The 20,654-nt window shown below is 53.0% G+C and carries 27 protein-coding genes; 6 read left to right on the top strand and 21 right to left on the bottom strand.

Annotated features, from left to right (window positions below; genetic code table 11):
* Positions 1–46: 46 nt before the first annotated feature.
* From B3K89_RS01040 to B3K89_RS01005, 8 genes are read right to left on the bottom strand one after another with little or no spacing between them, the layout of a single operon-like run.
* Positions 47–406, bottom strand: coding sequence for a NifB/NifX family molybdenum-iron cluster-binding protein (locus B3K89_RS01040; RefSeq protein WP_293896359.1), 360 nt, complete (start codon positions 404–406; stop codon positions 47–49).
* A 3-nt stretch (positions 407–409) separates the two neighbouring features.
* Positions 410–1,192: an Mrp/NBP35 family ATP-binding protein gene (locus B3K89_RS01035; protein WP_298502228.1), complete on the bottom strand. Its 783-nt coding sequence runs from the start codon at positions 1,190–1,192 to the stop codon at positions 410–412.
* Positions 1,170–2,030, bottom strand: a complete 861-nt coding sequence (locus B3K89_RS01030) for an MBL fold metallo-hydrolase (protein ID WP_293896353.1) — start codon at positions 2,028–2,030, stop codon at positions 1,170–1,172. Before B3K89_RS01030 ends, B3K89_RS01035 begins: the two co-directional genes overlap by 23 nt.
* A complete protein-coding gene (locus B3K89_RS01025) occupies positions 2,027–2,902 on the bottom strand; it encodes an ATP-binding protein (RefSeq protein WP_345906937.1) in 876 nt (291 codons plus the stop codon). The genes B3K89_RS01030 and B3K89_RS01025 overlap by 4 nt, the downstream gene beginning before the upstream one ends.
* Positions 2,874–3,731, bottom strand: coding sequence for a 4Fe-4S binding protein (locus B3K89_RS01020; protein ID WP_293896347.1), 858 nt, complete (start codon positions 3,729–3,731; stop codon positions 2,874–2,876). Before B3K89_RS01020 ends, B3K89_RS01025 begins: the two co-directional genes overlap by 29 nt.
* Positions 3,721–4,083 carry a NifB/NifX family molybdenum-iron cluster-binding protein gene (locus B3K89_RS01015; RefSeq protein WP_293896344.1) on the bottom strand — a complete coding sequence of 121 codons (363 nt, stop codon included), beginning with the start codon at positions 4,081–4,083 and terminating at the stop codon, positions 3,721–3,723. The genes B3K89_RS01020 and B3K89_RS01015 overlap by 11 nt, the downstream gene beginning before the upstream one ends.
* Positions 4,080–4,460, bottom strand: a complete 381-nt coding sequence (locus tag B3K89_RS01010) for a DUF134 domain-containing protein (protein WP_293896341.1) — start codon at positions 4,458–4,460, stop codon at positions 4,080–4,082. Before B3K89_RS01010 ends, B3K89_RS01015 begins: the two co-directional genes overlap by 4 nt.
* Complete coding sequence (locus B3K89_RS01005; RefSeq protein ID WP_293896338.1) at positions 4,457–4,702, bottom strand: DUF5320 domain-containing protein; 246 nt, start codon at positions 4,700–4,702, stop codon at positions 4,457–4,459. Before B3K89_RS01005 ends, B3K89_RS01010 begins: the two co-directional genes overlap by 4 nt.
* A 445-nt stretch (positions 4,703–5,147) precedes the next feature.
* On the opposite strand from B3K89_RS01005, the gene B3K89_RS13760 reads away from it, so the two are divergent.
* A complete protein-coding gene (locus B3K89_RS13760; protein WP_414712334.1) occupies positions 5,148–5,333 on the top strand; it encodes a type II toxin-antitoxin system RelE family toxin in 186 nt (61 codons plus the stop codon).
* On the opposite strand, the gene B3K89_RS01000 is transcribed toward B3K89_RS13760, so the two are convergent.
* Genes B3K89_RS01000 through hpt form a run of 4 tightly spaced genes read right to left on the bottom strand, consistent with a single transcriptional unit; the run spans position 5,310 to position 8,439 of the window.
* Positions 5,310–5,987 carry a hypothetical protein gene (locus B3K89_RS01000; RefSeq protein WP_293896335.1) on the bottom strand — a complete coding sequence of 226 codons (678 nt, stop codon included), beginning with the start codon at positions 5,985–5,987 and terminating at the stop codon, positions 5,310–5,312. The two genes, B3K89_RS13760 and B3K89_RS01000, sit on opposite strands and share 24 nt — an antisense overlap.
* Before the next feature lie 55 nt (positions 5,988–6,042).
* Entirely contained in the window at positions 6,043–7,314 is a 1,272-nt protein-coding gene (locus B3K89_RS00995; protein WP_293896332.1) for an adenylosuccinate synthase, read from the bottom strand.
* Positions 7,314–7,871, bottom strand: coding sequence for a phosphoribosyltransferase (locus tag B3K89_RS00990; protein WP_293896329.1), 558 nt, complete (start codon positions 7,869–7,871; stop codon positions 7,314–7,316). Before B3K89_RS00990 ends, B3K89_RS00995 begins: the two co-directional genes overlap by 1 nt.
* Positions 7,872–7,881: 10 nt before the next feature.
* Positions 7,882–8,439: a hypoxanthine phosphoribosyltransferase gene (gene hpt, locus B3K89_RS00985; RefSeq protein ID WP_293896326.1), complete on the bottom strand. Its 558-nt coding sequence runs from the start codon at positions 8,437–8,439 to the stop codon at positions 7,882–7,884.
* Between the two features lie 185 nt (positions 8,440–8,624).
* On the opposite strand from hpt, the gene B3K89_RS00980 reads away from it, so the two are divergent.
* From B3K89_RS00980 to pheT, 4 genes are all read left to right on the top strand, one after another.
* The gene (locus tag B3K89_RS00980; RefSeq protein WP_293896323.1) at positions 8,625–9,140 is read left to right on the top strand and encodes a flavin reductase; all 516 of its coding nucleotides are present in this window, start codon (positions 8,625–8,627) and stop codon (positions 9,138–9,140) included.
* 80 nt (positions 9,141–9,220) lie between these two features.
* Complete coding sequence (locus B3K89_RS00975; protein ID WP_293896320.1) at positions 9,221–11,206, top strand: alpha-ketoacid dehydrogenase subunit alpha/beta; 1,986 nt, start codon at positions 9,221–9,223, stop codon at positions 11,204–11,206.
* A gap of 87 nt (positions 11,207–11,293) precedes the next feature.
* Complete coding sequence (locus tag B3K89_RS00970; RefSeq protein ID WP_293896317.1) at positions 11,294–12,832, top strand: phenylalanine--tRNA ligase subunit alpha; 1,539 nt, start codon at positions 11,294–11,296, stop codon at positions 12,830–12,832.
* Positions 12,832–14,529, top strand: coding sequence for a phenylalanine--tRNA ligase subunit beta (gene pheT / locus B3K89_RS00965; RefSeq protein WP_293896314.1), 1,698 nt, complete (start codon positions 12,832–12,834; stop codon positions 14,527–14,529). Before B3K89_RS00970 ends, pheT begins: the two co-directional genes overlap by 1 nt.
* A gap of 49 nt (positions 14,530–14,578) precedes the next feature.
* On the opposite strand, the gene B3K89_RS00960 is transcribed toward pheT, so the two are convergent.
* From B3K89_RS00960 to B3K89_RS00920, 9 genes are read right to left on the bottom strand one after another with little or no spacing between them, the layout of a single operon-like run.
* Positions 14,579–16,303, bottom strand: coding sequence for a complex I subunit 5 family protein (locus B3K89_RS00960; protein ID WP_345906936.1), 1,725 nt, complete (start codon positions 16,301–16,303; stop codon positions 14,579–14,581).
* On the bottom strand, positions 16,293–16,637 hold the full coding sequence (locus B3K89_RS00955; RefSeq protein WP_293910326.1) for a sodium:proton antiporter: 345 nt from the start codon (positions 16,635–16,637) through the stop codon (positions 16,293–16,295). Before B3K89_RS00955 ends, B3K89_RS00960 begins: the two co-directional genes overlap by 11 nt.
* Positions 16,627–17,358 carry an MnhB domain-containing protein gene (locus tag B3K89_RS00950; protein WP_293896305.1) on the bottom strand — a complete coding sequence of 244 codons (732 nt, stop codon included), beginning with the start codon at positions 17,356–17,358 and terminating at the stop codon, positions 16,627–16,629. Before B3K89_RS00950 ends, B3K89_RS00955 begins: the two co-directional genes overlap by 11 nt.
* Positions 17,355–17,594 (bottom strand): Na(+)/H(+) antiporter subunit B, encoded by a 240-nt coding sequence (locus B3K89_RS00945; RefSeq protein WP_293896302.1) that lies wholly within the window; start codon positions 17,592–17,594, stop codon positions 17,355–17,357. The genes B3K89_RS00950 and B3K89_RS00945 overlap by 4 nt, the downstream gene beginning before the upstream one ends.
* Before the next feature lie 2 nt (positions 17,595–17,596).
* Positions 17,597–17,926 (bottom strand): cation:proton antiporter, encoded by a 330-nt coding sequence (locus B3K89_RS00940; RefSeq protein WP_293896299.1) that lies wholly within the window; start codon positions 17,924–17,926, stop codon positions 17,597–17,599.
* Positions 17,923–18,192 (bottom strand): monovalent cation/H+ antiporter complex subunit F, encoded by a 270-nt coding sequence (locus B3K89_RS00935; RefSeq protein ID WP_293896296.1) that lies wholly within the window; start codon positions 18,190–18,192, stop codon positions 17,923–17,925. Before B3K89_RS00935 ends, B3K89_RS00940 begins: the two co-directional genes overlap by 4 nt.
* Positions 18,189–18,701, bottom strand: coding sequence for a Na+/H+ antiporter subunit E (locus tag B3K89_RS00930; RefSeq protein WP_293896293.1), 513 nt, complete (start codon positions 18,699–18,701; stop codon positions 18,189–18,191). Before B3K89_RS00930 ends, B3K89_RS00935 begins: the two co-directional genes overlap by 4 nt.
* Before the next feature lie 2 nt (positions 18,702–18,703).
* Positions 18,704–19,156 (bottom strand): PTS sugar transporter subunit IIA, encoded by a 453-nt coding sequence (locus B3K89_RS00925; protein WP_293896291.1) that lies wholly within the window; start codon positions 19,154–19,156, stop codon positions 18,704–18,706.
* A 2-nt stretch (positions 19,157–19,158) separates the two neighbouring features.
* Positions 19,159–19,506, bottom strand: a complete 348-nt coding sequence (locus B3K89_RS00920) for a P-II family nitrogen regulator (protein ID WP_293896289.1) — start codon at positions 19,504–19,506, stop codon at positions 19,159–19,161.
* Between the two features lie 280 nt (positions 19,507–19,786).
* Here B3K89_RS00920 and hisG point away from each other — a divergent pair, with 280 nt between their 5' ends.
* The gene (hisG, locus tag B3K89_RS00915) at positions 19,787–20,650 is read left to right on the top strand and encodes an ATP phosphoribosyltransferase (protein WP_293896287.1); all 864 of its coding nucleotides are present in this window, start codon (positions 19,787–19,789) and stop codon (positions 20,648–20,650) included.
* Positions 20,651–20,654 lie beyond the last annotated feature (4 nt).

The following is a 20,654-nucleotide window of genomic DNA, read 5'->3' as shown; positions in this document are numbered from 1 at the left end:
CAAAAAAAGTCCAGCCGGAGCTGGAACTTACACTGGCGATGCACGATTATTCGCCGCACTCGTCGTGATGGGCGTGCTCATGACAGATACTGCCGGTGCTGGCAAGAGATCCTGCAAGATACGCTTTCACCGCATCCTCGCTGTCCCCTCGCGCACCCAGAATAACCTCGATGTTATGCTCGTTGAAGATATCGACGGCACCGCCTCCCATGCCTCCGCTGATGATGGTGTTCACCCCCATCTCATGGAGGAAATTGGGAAGGAACCCCGGCCGATGGCCCGGGTTCGCAACGCTCTTGCTGCTCAAAATTTTGTCACCCTCCGTATCGAATACTTCAAAAGTCTCACAATGGCCGAAGTGGCCGCACACCATGTTGTTCTCACTTGCTACTGCTACTCTCAACATACATTACTCCCTTCTCTCCAATAATTTGCAGAGTTCAGGCATTTCTGAACCCTGATAGGTCTCGATTGCTCCTGCATCGCAGGCTTCACTGAGTTTCGGGTCGATTGCAAGTTTGGCCAAAACCTTCAACCCATGATCGCCGGCCACATGTTCCAAGTGGCTCTTACCGAAAATTTCGTACCGTTTGTGATTATCCGGACACTCGAAGTAAGAAAAGTTCTCTACCAATCCCAAGATGGGAACCTTCATTTTCGAGGCCATGTTCACAGCTTTCTCTACTACCATGCTTACCAGGTCCTGGGGGCTGGTCACCATGACGATGCCATCAACAGGAAGGCTTTGGAAGACGGTCAAGGGAACATCGCCGGTTCCCGGCGGCATATCGACAAACAAGTAATCCAAGTGCTCCCAAGCAACATCCGTATAGAAGAGCTTGACGGTGTTTGCAATCAGGGGCCCTCTCCAAATGACCGGGTCGTTTTCATGCTCAAGCAACATATTGGTAGAGATGATTTTGATGCCGGTTTTACTGATGGCTGGTTCGATGCGTCCTTCTTCTCCCAAGGCTTTTTGGTGGATGCCGAACGCCTTGGGAATGGATGCACCGGTGACGTCGGCATCCAGAATCCCGACTAAATAACCTTTACGTCTCATTTGACAGGCGAGCAGGCTGGTGACCGACGATTTCCCAACCCCTCCTTTCCCGCTGACGACAGCGATGACATGGTCGATGATACTGCCGGTCTTCGAATATGCCCTCATATCATTGGTTGCATTCTGATTCATGCCTGTCCTCCTTGCCCAATTGTAGAATATCACCTCCGGCGAGGTAATGAATCCAATCACCCATCAAACGCTCAAGGGCGAGGAAGTTTTCCTCTCCTGTGCAGTGACAGGTATAGTAAACGGCTTTGCTTGCAAGTAGTTTCTTGGCGATATGCTCAAGCACCTGAGGTGCCTCCGGCTCGCCGGTGCGGTGGTTGTAGAGATGGAAGCCACCGATGACATGGGTGGGGTATAGCCCCCAATGCTCATGATAGGCTTCCACAATATTGAGTATGCCACGATGCGAGCATCCACTTACCAGCAAACGAACATCACCTTCCATGATGGCAAGGTATTGCTCATGGGTGAAATTGTCCACCTTGTACGTCTCTTCTTCCTTCCTGTATAAGCTCTTGTTGCCTGAAGGGATGGAGTCGGTTCCCTCCACCTTGGAAAACAAGGTGATACCGCCGCTGATCGGGGTATACGCCGAGGTGAAGATGAGCCGATTGCTGGTAATGAGTGATTGGTCTACTCCGATATAGTGGTATTCACCGGGATTGCGTTCGCTGTAATACGGGCCGAACGCATCCTTTCGGACATACAGTGGAGCATGCTTGTTCATTGCGAAGAATGTTTTCAGCCCCCCGCTGTGGTCGTAATGGCCGTGGGAGAGGACTGCTGCATCGACGGATGTAAGATCAACACCCAGAATTTCTGCATTGCGGGCAAATACGTCACTTGCACCCGTATCGAAAAGGATGGTTCTGCCTGCCGCTTCGATGAAAAGGCTCAAACCATGCTCATACCCGAGATTGCTGCATTTTGTGGTATTTTCTACCAATGTAGTGATTTTCATAGTCGTACCTGCTCCTTCCATACTTGGAGAGTCTTCTCATAGATTCGCTTGATCGCCTGTGATGCCGGAGTATTCAGACATGCCAGATTCTCGCCTCCATTCAATGATGTTACAACCTGCTTGTCATAGGGAATCTTTCCCAGGAAAGGAATCCCTTCCTTGAAACAGAATACCTCGATTTCCCCGCAGATCGTTGGATTTATATCATACTTATTCACAACCACTGCAACCGGGACCTGCAGCTGTCTCGCACTGGTGATGACCCGTTTCAGATCGGAGAAAGCACTCACTGAAGGCTCGCTGACCATGAGGGCTAGATCAACACCAGAAAGCGATGCAATGACCGGGCACCCGATCCCTGGACTTCCGTCAAGGATTGCCACTTCGGTTTCCGGGATGTTTTCCTTGAGCTGTTTTTTCACTTCGCTTACCAATTTCCCGGTGGTTCCACTCCCCATGGTCAAGGTGGCTGTCGAAAAACGCTCTTCTTTCCGTTCATACAGCTTCAAGTCGCCTACCTTGACAGGTCGGGTGTGGATTGCATCAGCCCGACAGACATGGAGGCAATACGTACAGCCTTCACAGGCGATCGGGTCGATTTGATAGGTTGGACCGGGTATGACCGCATCAAAGCGACATACTTCAAAACAACGGTTGCAGCCAGTACACAGCGTGCCGTCGATCTCAGCCTTAGGCAATCCAAAGTAGTCGGACTTCCTCTCTGTTTCAAAGCTGCCCATGACCAGATGGAGATTTGGTGCATCAACATCGCAGTCTGCATAGGCTTTGGCATGGGAGAGGGCGATGAAGGTACTGGCAACAGTGGTTTTTCCGGTCCCTCCCTTACCGCTGAGGATAAGAATCTGATGCATCTTTCACCTCCTGCAGCAATGAAGAAAAATAGGAGCGATAGTGTTCGTTCTCACGGCTTGCCACCAAAGCCTCACTGGTAAGATGCGCCAATTCCTTATCATAGGGCAAAGATCCCAGAATCCTCACATTGTGTGTTTTCGCATACTCTTCTGATGGGTTCTCCCCATCCTGCGTCTTGTTCAATAGAACTGCACACGGTTTATCCATGAGCATAACGAGTTCATGGACCATGGCAAGATTGTGTGAGCCGAACTTGGTGGGCTCGGCAACCAACAGGCAGAAATCTGCATGCGAGACGGTCTCCGTCACCAGGCAGCCGCTGCCGGGAGGGCTGTCCAAGATTGTAAGACCGGTCTGTTTCTCTCTCATCAAGGCTTTGATGAGCGGGACGGCCGAGCTCTCCCCGATTCTCATTTCTGCTGAAAGAAATGAGACAGAACCGCTGCTTCCTTTGCGGACCACCCCCAAGGGTTTCTGAACTTCTTTCAATGCATGCTGAGGACAGAGACTCATGCACAAGCCGCAGCTGTGGCAGATTTCCTCAAAGATTAGAAGCTGTTTCCCGATAACCGCCAGAGCATTGAAGGCACAAGCCTTGCTGCAGATTCGGCACCCGTCACAGAGCTTTTGGTCGACCTTGGGCTTGCCGACCGTAATGACTTGTTCAGATACAGAGGATGGCTTGAGAAACAGATGGCCGTTAGGTTCTTCCACATCGCAATCTATGTAGGTTGCCTGGTCTGCAACAGCAGCGAGGTTGACACTGACCAAGGTCTTGCCGGTCCCGCCTTTGCCGCTCAGCACTGCAATGGTGCGATCAGTGGGCATGATGGAATCCTGCATGGATGGCGTCCAATTCAGCAAGCTTGTTCTCCTGCATCGCATTTATATTGTCCGCTATGCTGAGGTTCAAAGCCTTAAGCAGGGTCACATTTGCCGCATGCAGTACTTTTGCAGCATTCTCTCCCAATCGGAAGGTGATAAGCGTTGTGATTTTTGCGTCCACCAAATCCTGAGCCGCCTGTATGCCGGCTCCTCCCGGACTCTGGGCTGCTTCATTTGCTATGAAGCTGCTTTTTTGCTTTTCGGTATCAAAAATACAATAATAGGGTGCTCTTCCAAAGGATACACACAAAGGGCTATCCAATTTCTGTTCTTCTGCCGGTACTGCTACAATCATAGTTGACTCTCTCCTTCCTCATTGCCCATTCTTTGACGCCATCGGCATCCTCTGCCGCCTCTTCCAAATCCAGGGCCGTTATGGTCGTGGAGGCGATACTCGCCTCCTTCAATAAACAATGGTCTGCCATCCACCAAGGAAGCAGCCAGTTTCTTCCTTGCACTATCGTACATTCCCTGCACGGTGGTCCTGGCTACTTCCATCTCTTCAGAGCACTCCTGCTGGGTCATGCCCTCATGGTCGATGAGTCGAATGGTTTCGTACTCATCCACGGTCATGACCACCGGCTGCAAACCCTCCAGGGACGGGCCGAGCGGCCCGAACCTGGAGTTGGAGGGAAGCGAACAGACACTTCGCCATTTGCGCGGTCTACTCATGACTTTTCCGATTGCCCAAGCAATGAGTCAACATGTTTCAACTCCTCTTGAAGCATCTGTTTTCTCTCTGCGAGGGTGATGGGGGAGGCTGGAGCTCCATAGGGGCCGAATCCCCAACCGCAGCCTCTGCCAAAGCGTCTTCCCATTCCATACCCAATTGTAGAGTAATTGGTGCAATTACCCATACCTCTTCCTGTCATCGGACCGAATCCGGCAGGTCCTGTTCCATCTCTTCGTGGCATATCGTGCCTCCTTGTAATAAGTTATTATTGACATATGTCAGTAACTGTCTCTACAATACTCTTGTTTCCGGCATATGTCAATAACTTATCAGAAATTTTTTCCTTTTTTTGGAAACCGGAAAGCCTATACGGGAAGAAGTAGGCACTAGCTGCATTTCTCTGAATTGCAAAGTATCGCACAAGGAAGGTATGCAACAGTGTCGCTATCAGTACGGTTGAAGAATGAAGAGGTCGAGCTCGCCAAACGGTATGTAGAAGTAAAAGTTTGCGTATTGCCGACCTTGTTCATCGATCGAGGCTTGAGCGCATCGAAGATGAGATTGAGTTGGAACTTGGTTTGCAATGAGATACCACGTAGAGTTCCAGCAATGACCGTGAAACATTGAAAAATGGATAAGCATATCAGACTGATGATTGGGCCTCGGATTAGGAAGGTTCCTCAAATCTGTATCAACACGGTAAAAGCCTGGCCGCTGATCGAAGTGGTCAAGGGCGGTATCGAATAGGGGACTATCGACTGATAGCTGAAATTTTACATGATCGTGTGGTGATTCTTATTCTTCATGTAGGTCATCGCAAAGATGTTTATACACAGTCGATGATGCTCTCAGCGGACGTTGCTGTTGTATGAATCGGCGATCCTTGGCAGATAGTGATCATGATTGACGAACAGCTGACTAATCAGTATGCCCAATCCAGCGATGTTCACCCCAAGGCCTGCCACCCCTGTCCAGGCGGCCCACGTCGGTGTGGTGGGAGGGTCGACAGAATCGTTCATGAGAAAGAGGGGGGTGAGCATCATGGTCAGACCTGCAAGCTCGGTAAGCAGGCCGGTCTGCATCCAAGTACTCTGCTTCTTCATTGCTCGCTCAAGCTCTGTGATCAAGCCTCTGGTCTGCTCATCCAACTCTTGAGTTTTCAAAAGGTCGAAGAACTCTAAAACCTCGCTCTCCCTTCCCCAGCCGGTTTCCATCGTATAGGTTTGGCCTTTATAGGTATACCTTGGTGGTACCTCATAGGCTCCACCCGTTTTTCCGGGGTGGTAGATGATTCTATTCCAATCGACTGCTATCAGGCTCTCCACATCGATGTTGGTTCGCGTGATCAGGATTTCATCCGGTGCATAGACACGTTGGTTCCCTTGCAGATCTTCAAACAACAGCATTTTGCCCTCCTCGTAGATGATGAGGCGGCCGGTATGCATCGTACCGTCGTTGAGAACTACAAGGTCGGCTGCCCACAACGCAGAGAAGGAGAGCAGCAAACAAAACAGGAATCGTTTCATATGAGTACCTATGCAAAATAGAGGCCCACCGTATCCGGCAGGCCTCGCTTGTTTTTTAGAGAATGATTATCTGGTCTCGCTCGGGACCGACGGAGATGTACTTGATCGGGCATCCAACCAACTCACCCAGGCGCTTGCAGTAAGCTTGGGCTTTCTCGGGCAGGTCTTCCCACTTTCTTGCTTCGGTGGTGGGCGTCATCCAGCCGTCAAACTCCTCGTAAATCGGCTGGGCGATTTCTTGAAGGGCGGTTTCCGGCAGATGGGTGATGACCTCTCCGTTGACCCGGTAGGCGGTGCATACCTTGATCTTCTCAAACGTATCGAGCACATCGAGCTTGGTAAGGGCGAGGGAGGTGAAGCCGTTGATCCAGCACGAGTAATCTACAGCCACTGCATCGAACCAGCCGCAGCGGCGGGGTCTGCCGGTGGTCGCTCCATACTCACCCCCGATGGCCCTCAGTTTCTCGGCAGTCTCGTCGTTCAGTTCGGTCATGAAAGGTCCGCCTCCGACACTGGTGGAGTAGACTTTCGTTACGCCGATGACCTGGTCGATACGCCGTGGGCCCAACCCGCTTCCCACTGCTGCTCCTCCGCTGGTGGGGCTGCTGCTGGTGGTGTAGGGGTAGATGCCCCAGTCCAAATCGCGCATGACACCCAGCTGGCCTTCCAAGAGGATGCTTTTGTTTTCCTCATAGGCTTGGCGGACAACCCTCAGGCTGTCGATGATCATATGACCAAAGCGGTCCTTCCACTTGGCGCAGAGGGCCATCAACTCGTCGACGGTGTATTCAGGAAGCCCGAAATAAGCCAGTTCCCGATTCTTTTGAGGCAAGGCCATCTCAATGCGGTTTCTCAGGCGGTCGAAATCCAGCAGGTCGGCGGCGCGGATACCCGAACGGGATGCCTTGTCGCTGTAGCACGGACCGATGCCCCGCTTGGTGGTGCCTATTTGCATCTTTTCGCTCTTCGAACCCTCCTGGGCTCCATCAAGGGCGCGATGATAAGGCATGATCAGGTGGGCCCGCACATCGATGAAGAGGTTGTTCACCTCCAAACCCTTTTGTGCAATGCTGTCCAGCTCCTCGGCCATGGTCTCAAAGTTCACCACGGTACCGGCACCGATGATGTTCATGGTCTCGGGATTGAAAATACCGGAGGGAATGATATGAAGGGCGAACTTGCCCATCTTGTTGATGACGGTATGCCCGGCATTGTCGCCTCCCTGGTAGCGGATCACCAAGTCGGAGTGTACCGCAAGGTAGTCGACAATTCGTCCTTTGCCCTCATCGCCCCACTGTGCTCCCACAATCGAAGTAACGTTGCTCATCAATACAACTCCTTGCCGTCTTTGGCCAGATCCTGCAGCATCTGAACCTCTTTTTGGGTATGGTCCTCAATATCCTCGGCATCCCAAGGATACTTGATCCACAAATCTGCAAGCTCCATACCTGCAAAATACCTCTTTATTTCTGACGGAAATTCCACATCCTTGGTCTTAAGCTTGTTGTGCAGGACCAAAACAGCGATTTCTTCCGGTTTGAACTTCAACAGTTCTCCGACGCAGTAGGCCAAAGTGGCTCGGGTGTCGTCGACCTCATCAATCAAGAGGACTTTCTTGCCCACCAACTGCGTCTGCACCTCGTCGATCCACTGGATTTTGGTCGGGTGGTCCTTGTGCTTCTTGTCAATGCCATAGTAGGAGATTCCTACAGCGTAAATCGGGCGGTTGATGAAGGTTTTCATAATCCTTGCGGGGATGAAGCCGCCGCTTCCGATTGCAACGATTACATCGGGATCGTAGCCGGATTCCATCAACTCGAATGAGAGCTTCTTGACCAGCTTGTGTACCGAATTGTAACTGACGTAGAATTTTTCATCGTCCATCTCTTGCTCCTCAGGCTTGTGGATACATCTCGGCGATGTAGGGAAGGGTTCTATGCTTTTCATTGTAATCCAGGCCGTAGCCGACGACCCAGACATCTGGGATGGTGAATCCGATGTAATCGATGTCCACCGGAACCACGTGACGGTCGGGCTTGTCCAAAAGGACTGCGGTGCGCACCGACTTTGGATTGCGGGTCTTGAAGCTTCGGATCAGGTAGTCGAGGGTGTTGCCGCTGTCCAGGATGTCCTCGATGATCAAGACATGCTTGTCTTCCATGTTCTCCCGGGTATCCATCAACAGCCTGACGTTGCCGCTGTGGTCTCCCTGATAGGAAGAAAGTGCGATGAAGTCGACGACATGGTCGACATTCAGTTTTCGGGCGAGGTCGGCGATGAAAATGAAGGAGCCCTTGAGTACTCCCACGAGGATCAACGTGCCTTCGCTGCCTTTGTAATCGGCACTGATTTGCCGGGCAAGCTCATCAACCCTGCGGTTGATCGTGTCTGCATCAATGAGAACACGGGCGAGATCCTCTGTCAAAGCAGGGATCGCGAGAGAATCTTTCATGGGGCCTCCTCAACGCAACAGATTTCTGTTGGAACATGTTCTGTATGCTGTAGGAATATACGAAAAATAGGGCAGTGTCAATGTTGGGCAGGTCGGCATCAAGCTCCTTCAATTGAAGAATTTTTGCTACTTGACCACACTCTTGGTGCAATACTACACTGAAAGTAGTGAAAAGGAGGCCCATCATGTATGTTGACGTTCCCATTGAACTTCTGCAAATGAATCCCTTTACTGCGATCGGGACCGACGGGTTTCTTATCACTGCAGGTACTTCCGAAAAGTACAACACCATGGTTGCCTCCTGGGGGTCGATGGGAGTCCTGTGGGGAAGAAACATCCTTACCTTGTATGTAAGACAGAGCAGGTACACCCATCAATTCCTTGAGCAGAACGAAGGGTTCACGGTCTCATTCTTTCCCCCGGAGATGAAGGAACGGCTGCTCTGGTGCGGTCGGCACAGTGGTCGTGACTACGACAAGATTGCTGAAACCGGCCTGAAAATCAGCTGTTTGAGAGGGCCGAATGGTGATGAACGTGTAACCTTCAAACAGGCTTCGTTGGTTTTCTCTTGTACGAAAGCTGCTGTATTGCCTCTTGTCAAAGAGTCGTTTCTGCTTCCGGAAATTGAATCGTTCTATCAGGACGGTGACTTCCATACGATATATATCGGTTTTATTGACAGTATTCTTTCCAACCAATAGGATGGAAAGACAATCATAGAAGGCCAAACACCTGAGATGGCTTGGAAAGGCAGGACTGCATATCCTGCCGGGGAGCATGCATGGATTTTTCAAAAGAACAGGCGCAGTCTGCGCTCTCGATGATGGTGCGTTCACGCCGTTTCGAGGAGTGTATCGATGAATTCTTCAAGCGCAAGGAGATGCACGGGACGACTCATCTGTCCATCGGACAGGAGGCGTGCCAAGCCGGCCTCTCCTTGGCCCTCGACCAGGGTGATTGGATAGTTCCGACCCATCGATGCCACGGCCACACCATTGCCCGGGGAACCAACGAGCGGAAGTTGTTCAGCGAGATGTTCGGCTCGGCCGACGGTGTCTGCAAAGGGCTTGGCGGCTCGATGCACATGACCGATGTGCAGACTTGGAACGCAGGTTCTTCAGCAGTAGTGGGCAGCGGGGTGAACCTGGCAACCGGGCTTGCATTCGCCTTGAAAATGCAGAAAAGCAGGGCGATCAGTGTAGCAATATTTGGAGACGGTGCTACAAGCCGGGGCTCGTTGCACGAGAGCATGAACCTAGCCTCGGTGTGGTCGCTTCCTGTCCTGTTCTACTGTGAAAACAATGAGTACGGCATGAGCGCCGCAGCCAGCCGCATGATTTCCACCTCTTCCATCGCAAGCCGCGCCGACTCGTACTCCATCAAGCATGAGACAGTGGACGGCAATGATGTCGAGGCTGTGTATGCGGCAGCCGCCAAGGCTGTGAACTACATCCGTACTACCGGCAAACCCTTTTTTTTGGAAGTGAAGACCTATCGGTGTTGCGGACACTCAAAGAGCGATCCCTGCATCTACCGCAGCCGGGAGGAAGAGGCTGCCTGGAGTGAACGCGATCCCATCTTTCTTTTCTCCCGCAGGATGGTCGACAGCGGTCTCTTTACCGAGGAGGATGTCTCCCGCCTCATTCTGGAGGCGCGCAAGCATATCGATGAGGCCGCCTTGGATGCAACTGCAATCCGGGAACAACGCATCAGCCTCGACCAGGCAATGGAATACATCTTCGCCCCGGAGGAGGAAGAAGTCTACAGGGTCTGCCAAACAACAACGAGGATGAGCTACCGCGAGGCTATACGTCAAGCACTGGACGAGGAGATGAGCCGGGACAAAGCGGTGCACCTCATCGGGGAGGACATCGCCTTGTACGGCGGCTGTTTCAAGGTGACCGGAGACCTGTATGCAAAGCATGCACAGCAGATACACGAAACCCCGGTCAGCGAGGAAGGATTCACCGGCCTTGCCGTCGGAGCCTCCCTGCTTGGGCTCAGACCGGTTGTGGAGATCATGTATGGGGATTTTTCCACCCTTGCAAGCGATCCGATCATCAATCATGCTGCCAAAATCCGGTTCATGAGCGCAGGCCAGTTATCGGCTCCGATGGTGCTTCGTGCGCCGATCGGCAGCGGCACCGGACACGGGGCGCAGCATACCCAGTGCCTGGAGGCGATGTTCGCCAACATCCCCGGCTTGATCATTGTCGCACCTTCCTGTCCCGGAGATGCAAAAGCCCTGCTCAAGAGTGCAATAAGAAGCAACAATCCGGTGCTGTATTTTGAGCATAAGCACCTCTACAACAACTTGGGTCCGGTAGGGGATGAGCAGTATCTGCTTCCCATCGGCAAAGCCATCATAAAAAAGCGCGGCAAGGATGTCACCATTGTCTCCTACAGTCATGCAGTCACCACCTGCCTGGATGCTGCAGCCCGACTGAGTCTGCAGGATGAGATCGATGTGGAAGTCATCGACTTGGCCACGCTAAAGCCGATGGACACCCAAACGATTCTTCGTTCGGTAAAAAAGACCGGCCGGCTCTTGGTGGTTCATGACAGTCCCGAATATGGCGGGTATGGTGCAGAGGTCATCGCCTGCGTAGCCGGTGACAGCGAAGCCCTCTCCGGTTTGCATGCGACGCCGAAGCGGCTGTGCGGCAAGGAGAGTCCCATTCCGTTTGCACCGGAGTTGGAACGTGAGGTAATTCCTTCCACTGAAGCGGTCATGCAGGCGGTTCGTTCTCTTTTCGAGGTTGTATAGCCTTTCCTTTTTTTTCTGTAGACGCTAGAATACAGGGCACTTGCGCCACGCATGGGCGTGGCGTGCATCTACAGGAGTAAGAACAGCATGGATATCGATGTAAAGAACCTGCATCCACTGGAAGTCCGCCTGCTCAGGCATGTCGATCCGGCACAGCAGATTACTGCAGAGCGCATCATCGGCGAACTTGGATACAATGTGGGGCAGTGCAACCAGGCTTTCAGCTGGTTGAGCGCAAAGGGCTACCTGGTCGAAACGAGCCGTGAAACACGCGTCATGTATGAACTGACTGAGTTCGGACGAGAACAGCAGCAAAAGGGTACTCCCGCCCAGCGCATCTTTACCTTTATCAAGGCTGAGGGACCTCAGGCACTGCCTGATCTTGCCTCGGCCCTACAGCTGGAAAAGAGTGAGATTGGTTCAGCCTTCGGCCAGCTTTCCAAGGCCGGTTATGCAAAAATGAATGCCGATAACAAGGCACAGGCCACCGCAGATGAGCTTGGCGGTGAGTTTGTACTTATCAGCGAGCTGCTGGACCGCGGCCTTGCCGGTGAGCTGGTAGAATCACAAATGAGTGAGGCACAGAAAGCCGCCATGGCCAAGATCGCCAAGAAGCGGGGGGCTGCCAACTCTCCATTCAAGGTCATCGAGCGGGAATTCATCACCTATGCATTGACAGATGAGGGAAATAGAGCAAAAGAGGCCATCCTGAGGGCTCATATCACCGGTGAGGAGCTGGGATTGGTTACCAGCGAAATCCTCTCCACCGGCAGCTGGAAGCAGGCTTCCTTCCGCCCCTACGGCCTGAACGCCCCCACAAGCCGACTGATACCCGGCCGTCACAACCCCTATGGCAATTACTTGCAATGGGTGAAGGACAAGCTGTGCAGTCTCGGATTCGAGGAGTTTGATGGACCTTTGGTGGAGAACGAGTTCTGGAACGGCGATGCCCTGTTCATGCCTCAGTTCCACAGCGCCCGTGACATCCACGATGTCTACTACGTCAAGGACCCGGTGCATTGCAAGGAAATTGAAGAGCCGTGGCTCAGTCAGGTGGCGAAAACCCATGAGGATGGGTGGACCACCGGCAGCCGGGGTTGGAGGTACAGCTTCGACCATGAATTTACCCGCCGTCAGGTCCTGCGCAGCCAGGGCACCGTCCTGTCCGCCCATCAGCTTCCCAAGGCCAAGGTTCCCGGCAAGTACTTCGGGGTTGCCCGCTGCTTCCGCTACGACCAGGTCGACGCCACCCACGGGGCCGACTTCTATCAGACCGAAGGTATTGTCCTGGGAGAGGATGTGAATCTGAAGACCCTGCTCGGATTGCTGAAAATGTTCGCCGAGGAGATTGCGGGAGCTGAGGAAGTGAAGTACGTCCCCGGCTATTTCCCCTTCACCGAACCCTCGATCGAAGTGCACATCAAGCATCCGGTGCTTGGATGGTTTGAACTCGGGGGAAGCGGAATTTTCCGCCCCGAAGTTACCAAGGCGCTGGGAATCGACGTGCCGGTGCTTGCCTGGGGATTGGGAATCGACCGCATGGCGCTGATGCACCTCGGTTTGAATGACCTGCGCGAACTCTTTACCCCGAACATCGAGTCGGTCCGCATGAGGAGAGGAAACTGATGCCAAAGATTGAAACCACCGGCAGGCTGTTCTTCAGCTTGTTGGGAAAAACCCTTCGTGATAGTGAATTGGAGGCGCTCTTGCCGGTCGCAAAGGCAGAATTGGACGGCTATGAGGGGGATGTGCTTAAGATCGAGCTGAATGACACCAACCGGCCCGACCTCTGGTCTGCTGCCGGCATCGTCCGCCTGCTCAAGTCCTACGAAAAAGAAGAGGTCGTGCTCTACGACTTCTTCTCAACAGCGGATGAGACCTTCGACAGTGAAGGCCGTTCCCTGATCGTCGACGCATCGGTAAAGGAAGTCCGTCCGTTCTCCATCGGCTTTGCCGCCCGCGGCCATAAGGTGAGCGAGGACGATCTTGAGGCTCTGATTCAGAGCCAGGAGAAGCTGTGCTCGAACTTCGGGCGCAAGCGCAAGACCATAGCCATGGGAATCTACCGTTCCGACCTGATCAAGTACCCGGTGCACTACCGTGGGGCCGATCCCGATACCACCTCCTTTGTACCGCTTGGGATGGAGCAGGAGTTGACTCTCCGCCAAATCTGCACCGAACATCCCAAGGGAAAGGAGTACGGTCCCATTGTCAGCGGCCACAAACTCTTCCCCTTCCTGCACGACGACAACAACGACGTGCTCTCCTTCCCCCCTGTCATCAACAGCGACCGCATCGGGGCGGTGGAAGTAGGGGATGAGAACCTCTTTCTCGAGCTTTCGGGCATGGATTTGAAGGACCTGCTGCTTGCAGCCTCCATCATGGCCTGCGACATGAGTGACATGGGTTTTGAAATTCTTCCCGTCAAAGTCATCCTCGGTGAGGAGACCGAGTTCGGCAGCGAGATTACGGTTCCCTATTACTTCCAGGAGCCCGTCTCTTGTTCAATGGCCCAGATTCACAAGACGCTGGGTATGAAGTTGAGCTCGACTGAAGTCGTCAAGGCATTGAAGCGCATGGGCATGCATGCAATTTGCGACAACGATGTAGTCTATGCAACCGTTGCCGAGTACCGAAACGATTTTTTGCATCCCGTTGATTTGATTGAGGATGTGATGATCGGACACGGTCTGAACAAGTTTGAGCCTGAGATGCCTCAGGATTTCACGGTCGGCCGCCTCAGCCCTGCCGAGGAGATGGGCCGCAAGGTGAAGGATTTGATGGTCGGCCTTGGGTTTCAGGAGATGATGTACAACTACCTTGGGTCCAAGCGTGAGTATGTGGACAACATGAATTTTCCGCAGGAGAAGTGCATTTTCATTTCCAATCCGATGAGTGAGAATTATGAGGTGGTCCGCCCCTCGATCATTCCCTCGTTGTTGGAGAGCGAGAGTGTCAGCGCCCACGCACCGTTCCCACACAAGATTTTCGAGGTGGGCAAGGTTGCCTTCCGCGATGAGCGCGACAACAGTGGAACGACCACCCGCAACACCCTCGGCTTTTTGGCCAGCGACAGCGTGATGGGCTACAACGATGTCTCTTCGTTGGTCAATACGCTTCTCTACTTTTTGGGCAAGGAGTTCTCTCTCGCAACCCTCGAGGGGGATGCCCGATTCATCGAGGGCCGCTGTGCACGCATTATGATCGGACAGACCGAGGTCGGGGTGTTCGGCGAGATTCATCCGCAGGTTCTTGAAAACTGGGGCAGCATCATGCCCACCATCGCTTGCGAGATCGATCTTGATCTGGTGATGGCCGACTAAGTACACAGCATGTTCATGCTTTGGGCTGCGGGATTTCCTGCAGCCTTTTTCAATGCTGCAGCAGAATGAGAAGCAAGGCGGCAATGGCAGCGGCAAAACCAAGGAAGAGATCGGAGAAAGAAGTTTTCATGGCCTTGAGGCGGTACAGCACCTTCGATCCAGGCTTGCTGACAGCCAAGGCAAACAATGCAATTCCTCCAAAGAGCGTATACAAGGTTTTAAGCAGGTTTGATGCACTGAAAAAGAACTGGTTTCCATAGTCCAAGGCATAAGCCCCGCCAAGTAGCGTGCCGATGAAAAAAATCAGGTTGGGAGCAAAAATGCCGGTGAGAACACATAAGGCGGCCAGGATGGACAGGCCGAGGTGCAAGGTGAAGGGGAAACGGGGAAGGCTTTCTTTCACAATCGGCTCAAGTGGTTGCTTGGAAGGCAGAAAGATACGCGAAAGCTTCATGAACGAGGCAACCGTACCCGCTCCTGCAATGCTGAGGATGGCATATTGCCACCCGCCCTTGAGAGAGTAGGTGAGCAGTGTCTTGCTGAAGAATCCATTGAAAGGAGGGAGTGCGGTGATGCTGAGGGCTGCTATGAAGTAACAGAGCATGGTCAGCGGCAGCACCTCTCCTTCCTGCCTCAGCCGATGGTTTGCCCCCCTGAGCGTATAGACATCACGGTTGCCGCTGCAGTCGGTTGTCGTTCCGATGGAGAGGAACAACAGAGCCTTGAAAAGTGCGTGGCTGAAAGCATGAAAGAGGGAGGCGGCAAGCAACAATGCTCCTGCTTGTGTCTCCAGCCCAGTATGGAGTGCCAAGCCCCAGGCGCTGACCACATAGCCGATCTGACTGATCGAATGATAGGCCAAGAGCTTCTTTGCATCGGACTGGGCAAGGGCGGATAGTACCGCCACCAGGGCGGTGATGGTTCCCGCCCAGCTGATGGGAAGGCCCATGCCCGATGCAAGAGGCGTGAGATGAAGCACCCTGATCAAGGCAAAGAGAGGAATCTTGAGCAGAACTCCGGACAACAGTGCTGAAACTGCATGAGGAGCCTTGGAGTGTGCATCGATGAGCCACAGGGAGAGCGGCATCACTGCAACCCGCAAGAGTATGGGAACGACCAGCAGGACCAGGCTGAAGAGTGCGGTTTTTTGCTCGCTTGGGCCAAGCCCTGCAAGGCCTTGGGTTATTCCGTCATAGCTGAGCGAGCCGGTGAGACGATACAAACCGAAGACACCCAGCAGGAAGAAAACCATCGCCGAAGAGGAAAACATCAGGTAGGAGAAGGAAGCATGGACAGCGTTGCCCTTCTGGCTGCTGGCTATCAGGACATAAGCGACCACTCCCATCACCTCCAGGCATACAAACAGGTTGAACAAGTCGCTTGTCATGCTGATGGCACTGATTGCAGCATTTTGAATCAGAACCAGGGCGGTAAAGTTTGAGTGGGCCGGTCCGACTTTCCGTGAATAGATCCAGGTCGGTATGGTGACGCAGGCGGCAAGCAGGATCATGAGGATCGATAAGCCGTCGAAGCTGAAGTTGATGCCGATTGAAGGGGCATAGGATCCGATAACAAGATCGATGCTTCCCTGTTGTTGCAGCGTCGGATAGAGAAAAAGGACAATGACGGGGGGAAGCCCCAAGCCGAGAATGGTTCCCATGTACTCGGCAAGCCTGCGAATTTTCGTGGGAAAGAAGCTCTTGCAGACCAAAATCAGAGCAGCTCCGAGCAACGGCAAATAGATGGGTGCGAGAGACAGTGTTTCAATGCTCACTTTCCAGCCTCTTGGTAATGACATTGATGTCAAGCGACCCGGTTGCCTTGTACAGGCGTACTGCCAAGGCGAGCGCGAGTGCCGATACACAGACGCCGATGACGATGGCCGTCAGCATCAGGGCTTGGGGTATCGGGTCGACAATGTGCTTCACCCCGTCACCGAGAATGGGTGCTTGGTCTCCAATCCTGCTCCCCTCCAGGATGAAGAGCAGCACGACTGCTGCATTCATGAGGTTCAACCCAAAAATTTTCTTGATGATGTTGGGCATGGCTACAATGGCTGCAAAGCCGATAATGAAGAGCAGAAAGATGAGGATGCGTTCAATGATCATGGCTTCCTCCCATCATTGCGATGCACATCACGGCTATGCTCGTTCCCACTTTCATTCCGATGATGATGTTGAGCAGGATGATGAAGTTTGGAGAGATGTTTTGCAGTGACTTGACTGGATTGCCGAAGAAGCCGCTCTCAAAAAATACTCCGCTGATTGATGCAAGCACTAAAAAGAGGAACGACAGGGACTCGATGCGGGAGAGGACGATGGTATTGGTCAGCTTTGTTTTCAATTCGGTTCCCAGTGCCAAAAAGACAATACCCGAAGCAACGATTACGCCTCCCTGAAAGCCCCCGCCGGGGGAGATATGTCCATACAGCATCACATACAAGCCGAAGAGAAGAACGATGGGACCCAGCTTGGAAGCCACCACCTCAATGAGGTTTGTCCGAAGCGAATGCCTGGGAAGCTTTTCCGGCTCAAGTGAGAACCCGATAGACTCTTCGTCCACCTTGTTGCGGCCTAGATTGATGAGAATGGACATGGTGCCGGTGATGGAAACTAGCAGTACCAGCGTCTCCCCGAGTGTGTCCATAGCGCGGTATCCGAGATAGATTGCACTGACGGTATTGTCGGCTCCGGTATCGGATTTTGCAGTCTCAAATAAATAATCGCGTGCTTGAACCGGCCAGGGAGTGTCACTGAGTAGTACAGGCAGGACGGCAAGGCCAAGGATGAGGATGGTCAGCATAATTTTCATGCGTGTCAGTGCTTTCATGACTCCTCCTCGTCACGCCTTTGGGTGTGACGGATGGCCCACACAAAAATGACAGTGGAAACTCCAGCGCCGACTGCAGCCTCGGTAATTGCTACATCAGGGGCCCGGAGTATGGTAAAGAGCAGGGCGCTGAGCATGCTGATGGCGGAGAGCGCAATGACAGAGTGCAACAGGTCCCTGCTTGCCAAGGTAAATACACCCAATGCTAGAATGAGGCCGAGTATGAGGATGTGCATGATCATAGGCTCTTGTCCTTCTTTGCCATGGAGGATCGATGTTGTTCAGCATCCCCGCTTTCCCAGATGAATCTTGCAACAATGGAACTTCCGGTGGGAGCCGATATAAGAAAGAATACAATGAGGATGACCAGGCGCGCGGTACTGGCCAGCGAAGGCGAGAGCATCAGCAAGGCGAGCAGGTAGGAGAAGACTGCCGTTGTTCCGCACAGCGAGCCTGCATGGAGGCGGCTGTAGGGATCTTTGAACCGGAAGAGCCCGACCATGCCCGCTATGCCGAATGCGGTTCCGATGACAAAAGCAATGAGGGCAAGGATTTCTCGGATGATCATCGCCCCTCCTCGCGGTTCTTGAGAAACCGCGTAATGGCCAAAAAGCCCAGAAAACCGAAAATATCGTAGACCAAGGCTACATCGAGGTACAGTGTCCTTCCGGTTTGAATACCCCAAAGGATCAAGAAGGCCAGGGAAACAGCAGAGAGCACATTCAGCGCAACGAGGCGGTCACTTGAGGTGGGGCCGAGCATGAGGCGGATCAGGGTGATGCAGACGAATATGACCAAGGCTGTTTGCATCCCTTTGAGGATGAATGCACTCATATCCATGTCCTCCCCAAAGCATGCTCAATCTTCGTTTTGATCGCCTCACCCGCCGCCTTGGCATGGATGGTCGAGCAGAGCAGCCAATGTACAGTCAGGTGGTCGTCATTGAGGTCCAGCGTTATGGTGCCCGGAGTGAAGGTGATGGCATTGGCAAGGACGGTTCGTGCAAGGTCAGAACGCAGCCGGGTGCGAAAGTGGACGATTCGTGGATTTGTGTTCCCGCTGATTACAGCTTTCACTACCGAGAAGCTGCTGGCATAGAGGGATATGACCATGAGGACGAGAAACCTGATAAGAGAAAGAGGCCTGGGTATGAAGAAGAGGAGGCCTGCCTCATGTTCAGGAAGGAAAATGTGATAGGTGAGACTTGCCGTCAGAATGGAGGCTCCGAGGCCGAAGAGCACCGAAAACAGTTCTGTGTCTGTGGAAAAAAGAAACCAGACGAGGAAAAGAAAGAGGGAGGTCAGTACGAAACGTATGAAGGCCCAGATTCTTCTGCTATTCATCGTTACTCCTTATCGGCAATGAGTGTATGGAAAACTTCGCTGCTCCTGCTGGCTATCAGCGCTTCACGGAGGTCCGGTTGATGGAGCAAACGTGCCAGTTTGCTCAGGATCCTCAAATGAAAGCTGGAGCTGCTTTGGGGCCCGACCAACAGGAAAACCAAGACTACAGGCTTGTCGTCGAGAGCGTTGAGATCCAAGGGAGGGGAGAGACGCATGACTGCAAGCAGTGTCTTTTGCATGGAAGGACAGCGGGCATGGGTGATGGCGCAGCCTTCTCCCATGCAGGTGGTATGAAAGAGCCCATCGGTGACACGCTCCATCAAGTTTTGCGGAGTTTGGTCAGGGTGTACCGCATGGAGTTGGTCGGTGAGGGTCCTGATGACTCCATCCAAGGTCTTCTCGCTTCGATCGAGCAGAATGCAGCGCTGATCGAGCAACTCTCTGATTTCCGCCATGCCTATACCTCTTCCTCTTCTTGTACCAACCCAGCAGCCCAATCAACAGGCAGGGTGAACATGATGCCGGTTCCAGGATTCTCCAACCCTCCAACCACCCCGTCGACGAGCTGCTTGGCCCTAAGCACCACCTCTTCATCCTTTACGACTGACAGGATGGTTTTATTGTAGGGCCTGTTGCCTTTCATGAAGTCCTTGAATCCAGCAAAAAGGGGTACTTCATAGGTCAAAAAGCGACCCATTCCTTCGCTGTCGAGGATGGTGGATCCTGTGATGCCTGCTTCCACATAGGCTTCAAGCACTTCTTCCAGATGTTCTTCGTTGTTCAGGACGAATACCAGTAGTTTCATCTGTATCTCCAAGCAAGGATTGTGTTTGATGGTAGCATAGAGTTTTTAGGCAGGTCAACGAAATCTATTCTGTATGAAATATGAATATCTATGCAGTTTTTCTGCTGGGGTATTGACAGAAACGGCGTGACAGCGGTAAGGTTTCGCCATGAACAGAACCTTTTGCCACGAGAGCCATCATCACTACTGTAACCAACCGTAGACAGGTGGGCTCTGAGACCTATAGATACAGACCTCCGCATGTCGCGGGGGTTTTTTTATACCCTGATAGGAGTAGGATATGGACCAAGTGCTGAGGATTGCAATCCAGAAGAGTGGAAGATTGAGTGAGAAATCGCTGGAAATCATCAAGAAGTGCGGCATCAAGTTCGGCAGTGACGAACGTGTCCTGAAGGAGCAGGCATCCAACTTTCCCCTGGAGTTCCTGTATGTCCGCGACGACGATATTCCTGCCTACATCCATGACGGGGTCTCCGACATCGGTATAGTGGGGCGGAATGAGTACGATGAGCAGGCCATCGATTTGCAGGTGCTCAGGGACCTCGGCTTTGCCAAGTGCCGTCTCAGCATCGCCGTTCCCCAGGACATGCAGTACTTTGGGCTTTCAAGCTTGGAAGGCCTGAGAATCGCCACCAGCTATCCCAACATCCTTGGGCGAATCCTGCAAGAGAGGGGAGTGAAGGCCAGTTTTGTCCACGTCTCCGGATCGGTCGAGGTAACACCGGCTGTCGGCATCGCCGATGCCATTTGCGACTTGGTGTCCACCGGCGCCACCCTTGCCATGAACGGATTGAAGGAAGTTGAGGCCATCTACACCTCCACCGCAGTCATGATCGGGCGCAAACAGATGGGCAGTAGCGAAAAGGAAGCTATTCTGAAGCGCCTGATGCTTCGCATCGATGCAGTAATGCGGGCTGCATCCTACAAGTATGTACTCTTCAACCTTCCCGAGGAGCACCTGGACCAAGTGGCACGCATCGTCGGGGGCATGAAAAGTCCTACGGTCACCCGCCTGATGGAAAGCGGTTGGGTTTCGGTCCAGACTGTTGTTGCCGAGGATACGTTCTGGGATGTATTCGAGCAACTCAAGGCACTCGGAGCCCAGGGAATCCTGGTGACTCCGATTGAGAAAATGACCGAATAGGGGG

This window comes from Sphaerochaeta sp. UBA5849 (genome assembly GCA_002432715.1).
Lineage (GTDB): Bacteria > Spirochaetota > Spirochaetia > Sphaerochaetales > Sphaerochaetaceae > Sphaerochaeta.
This window is presented reverse-complemented; position numbering and strand designations above follow the sequence as displayed.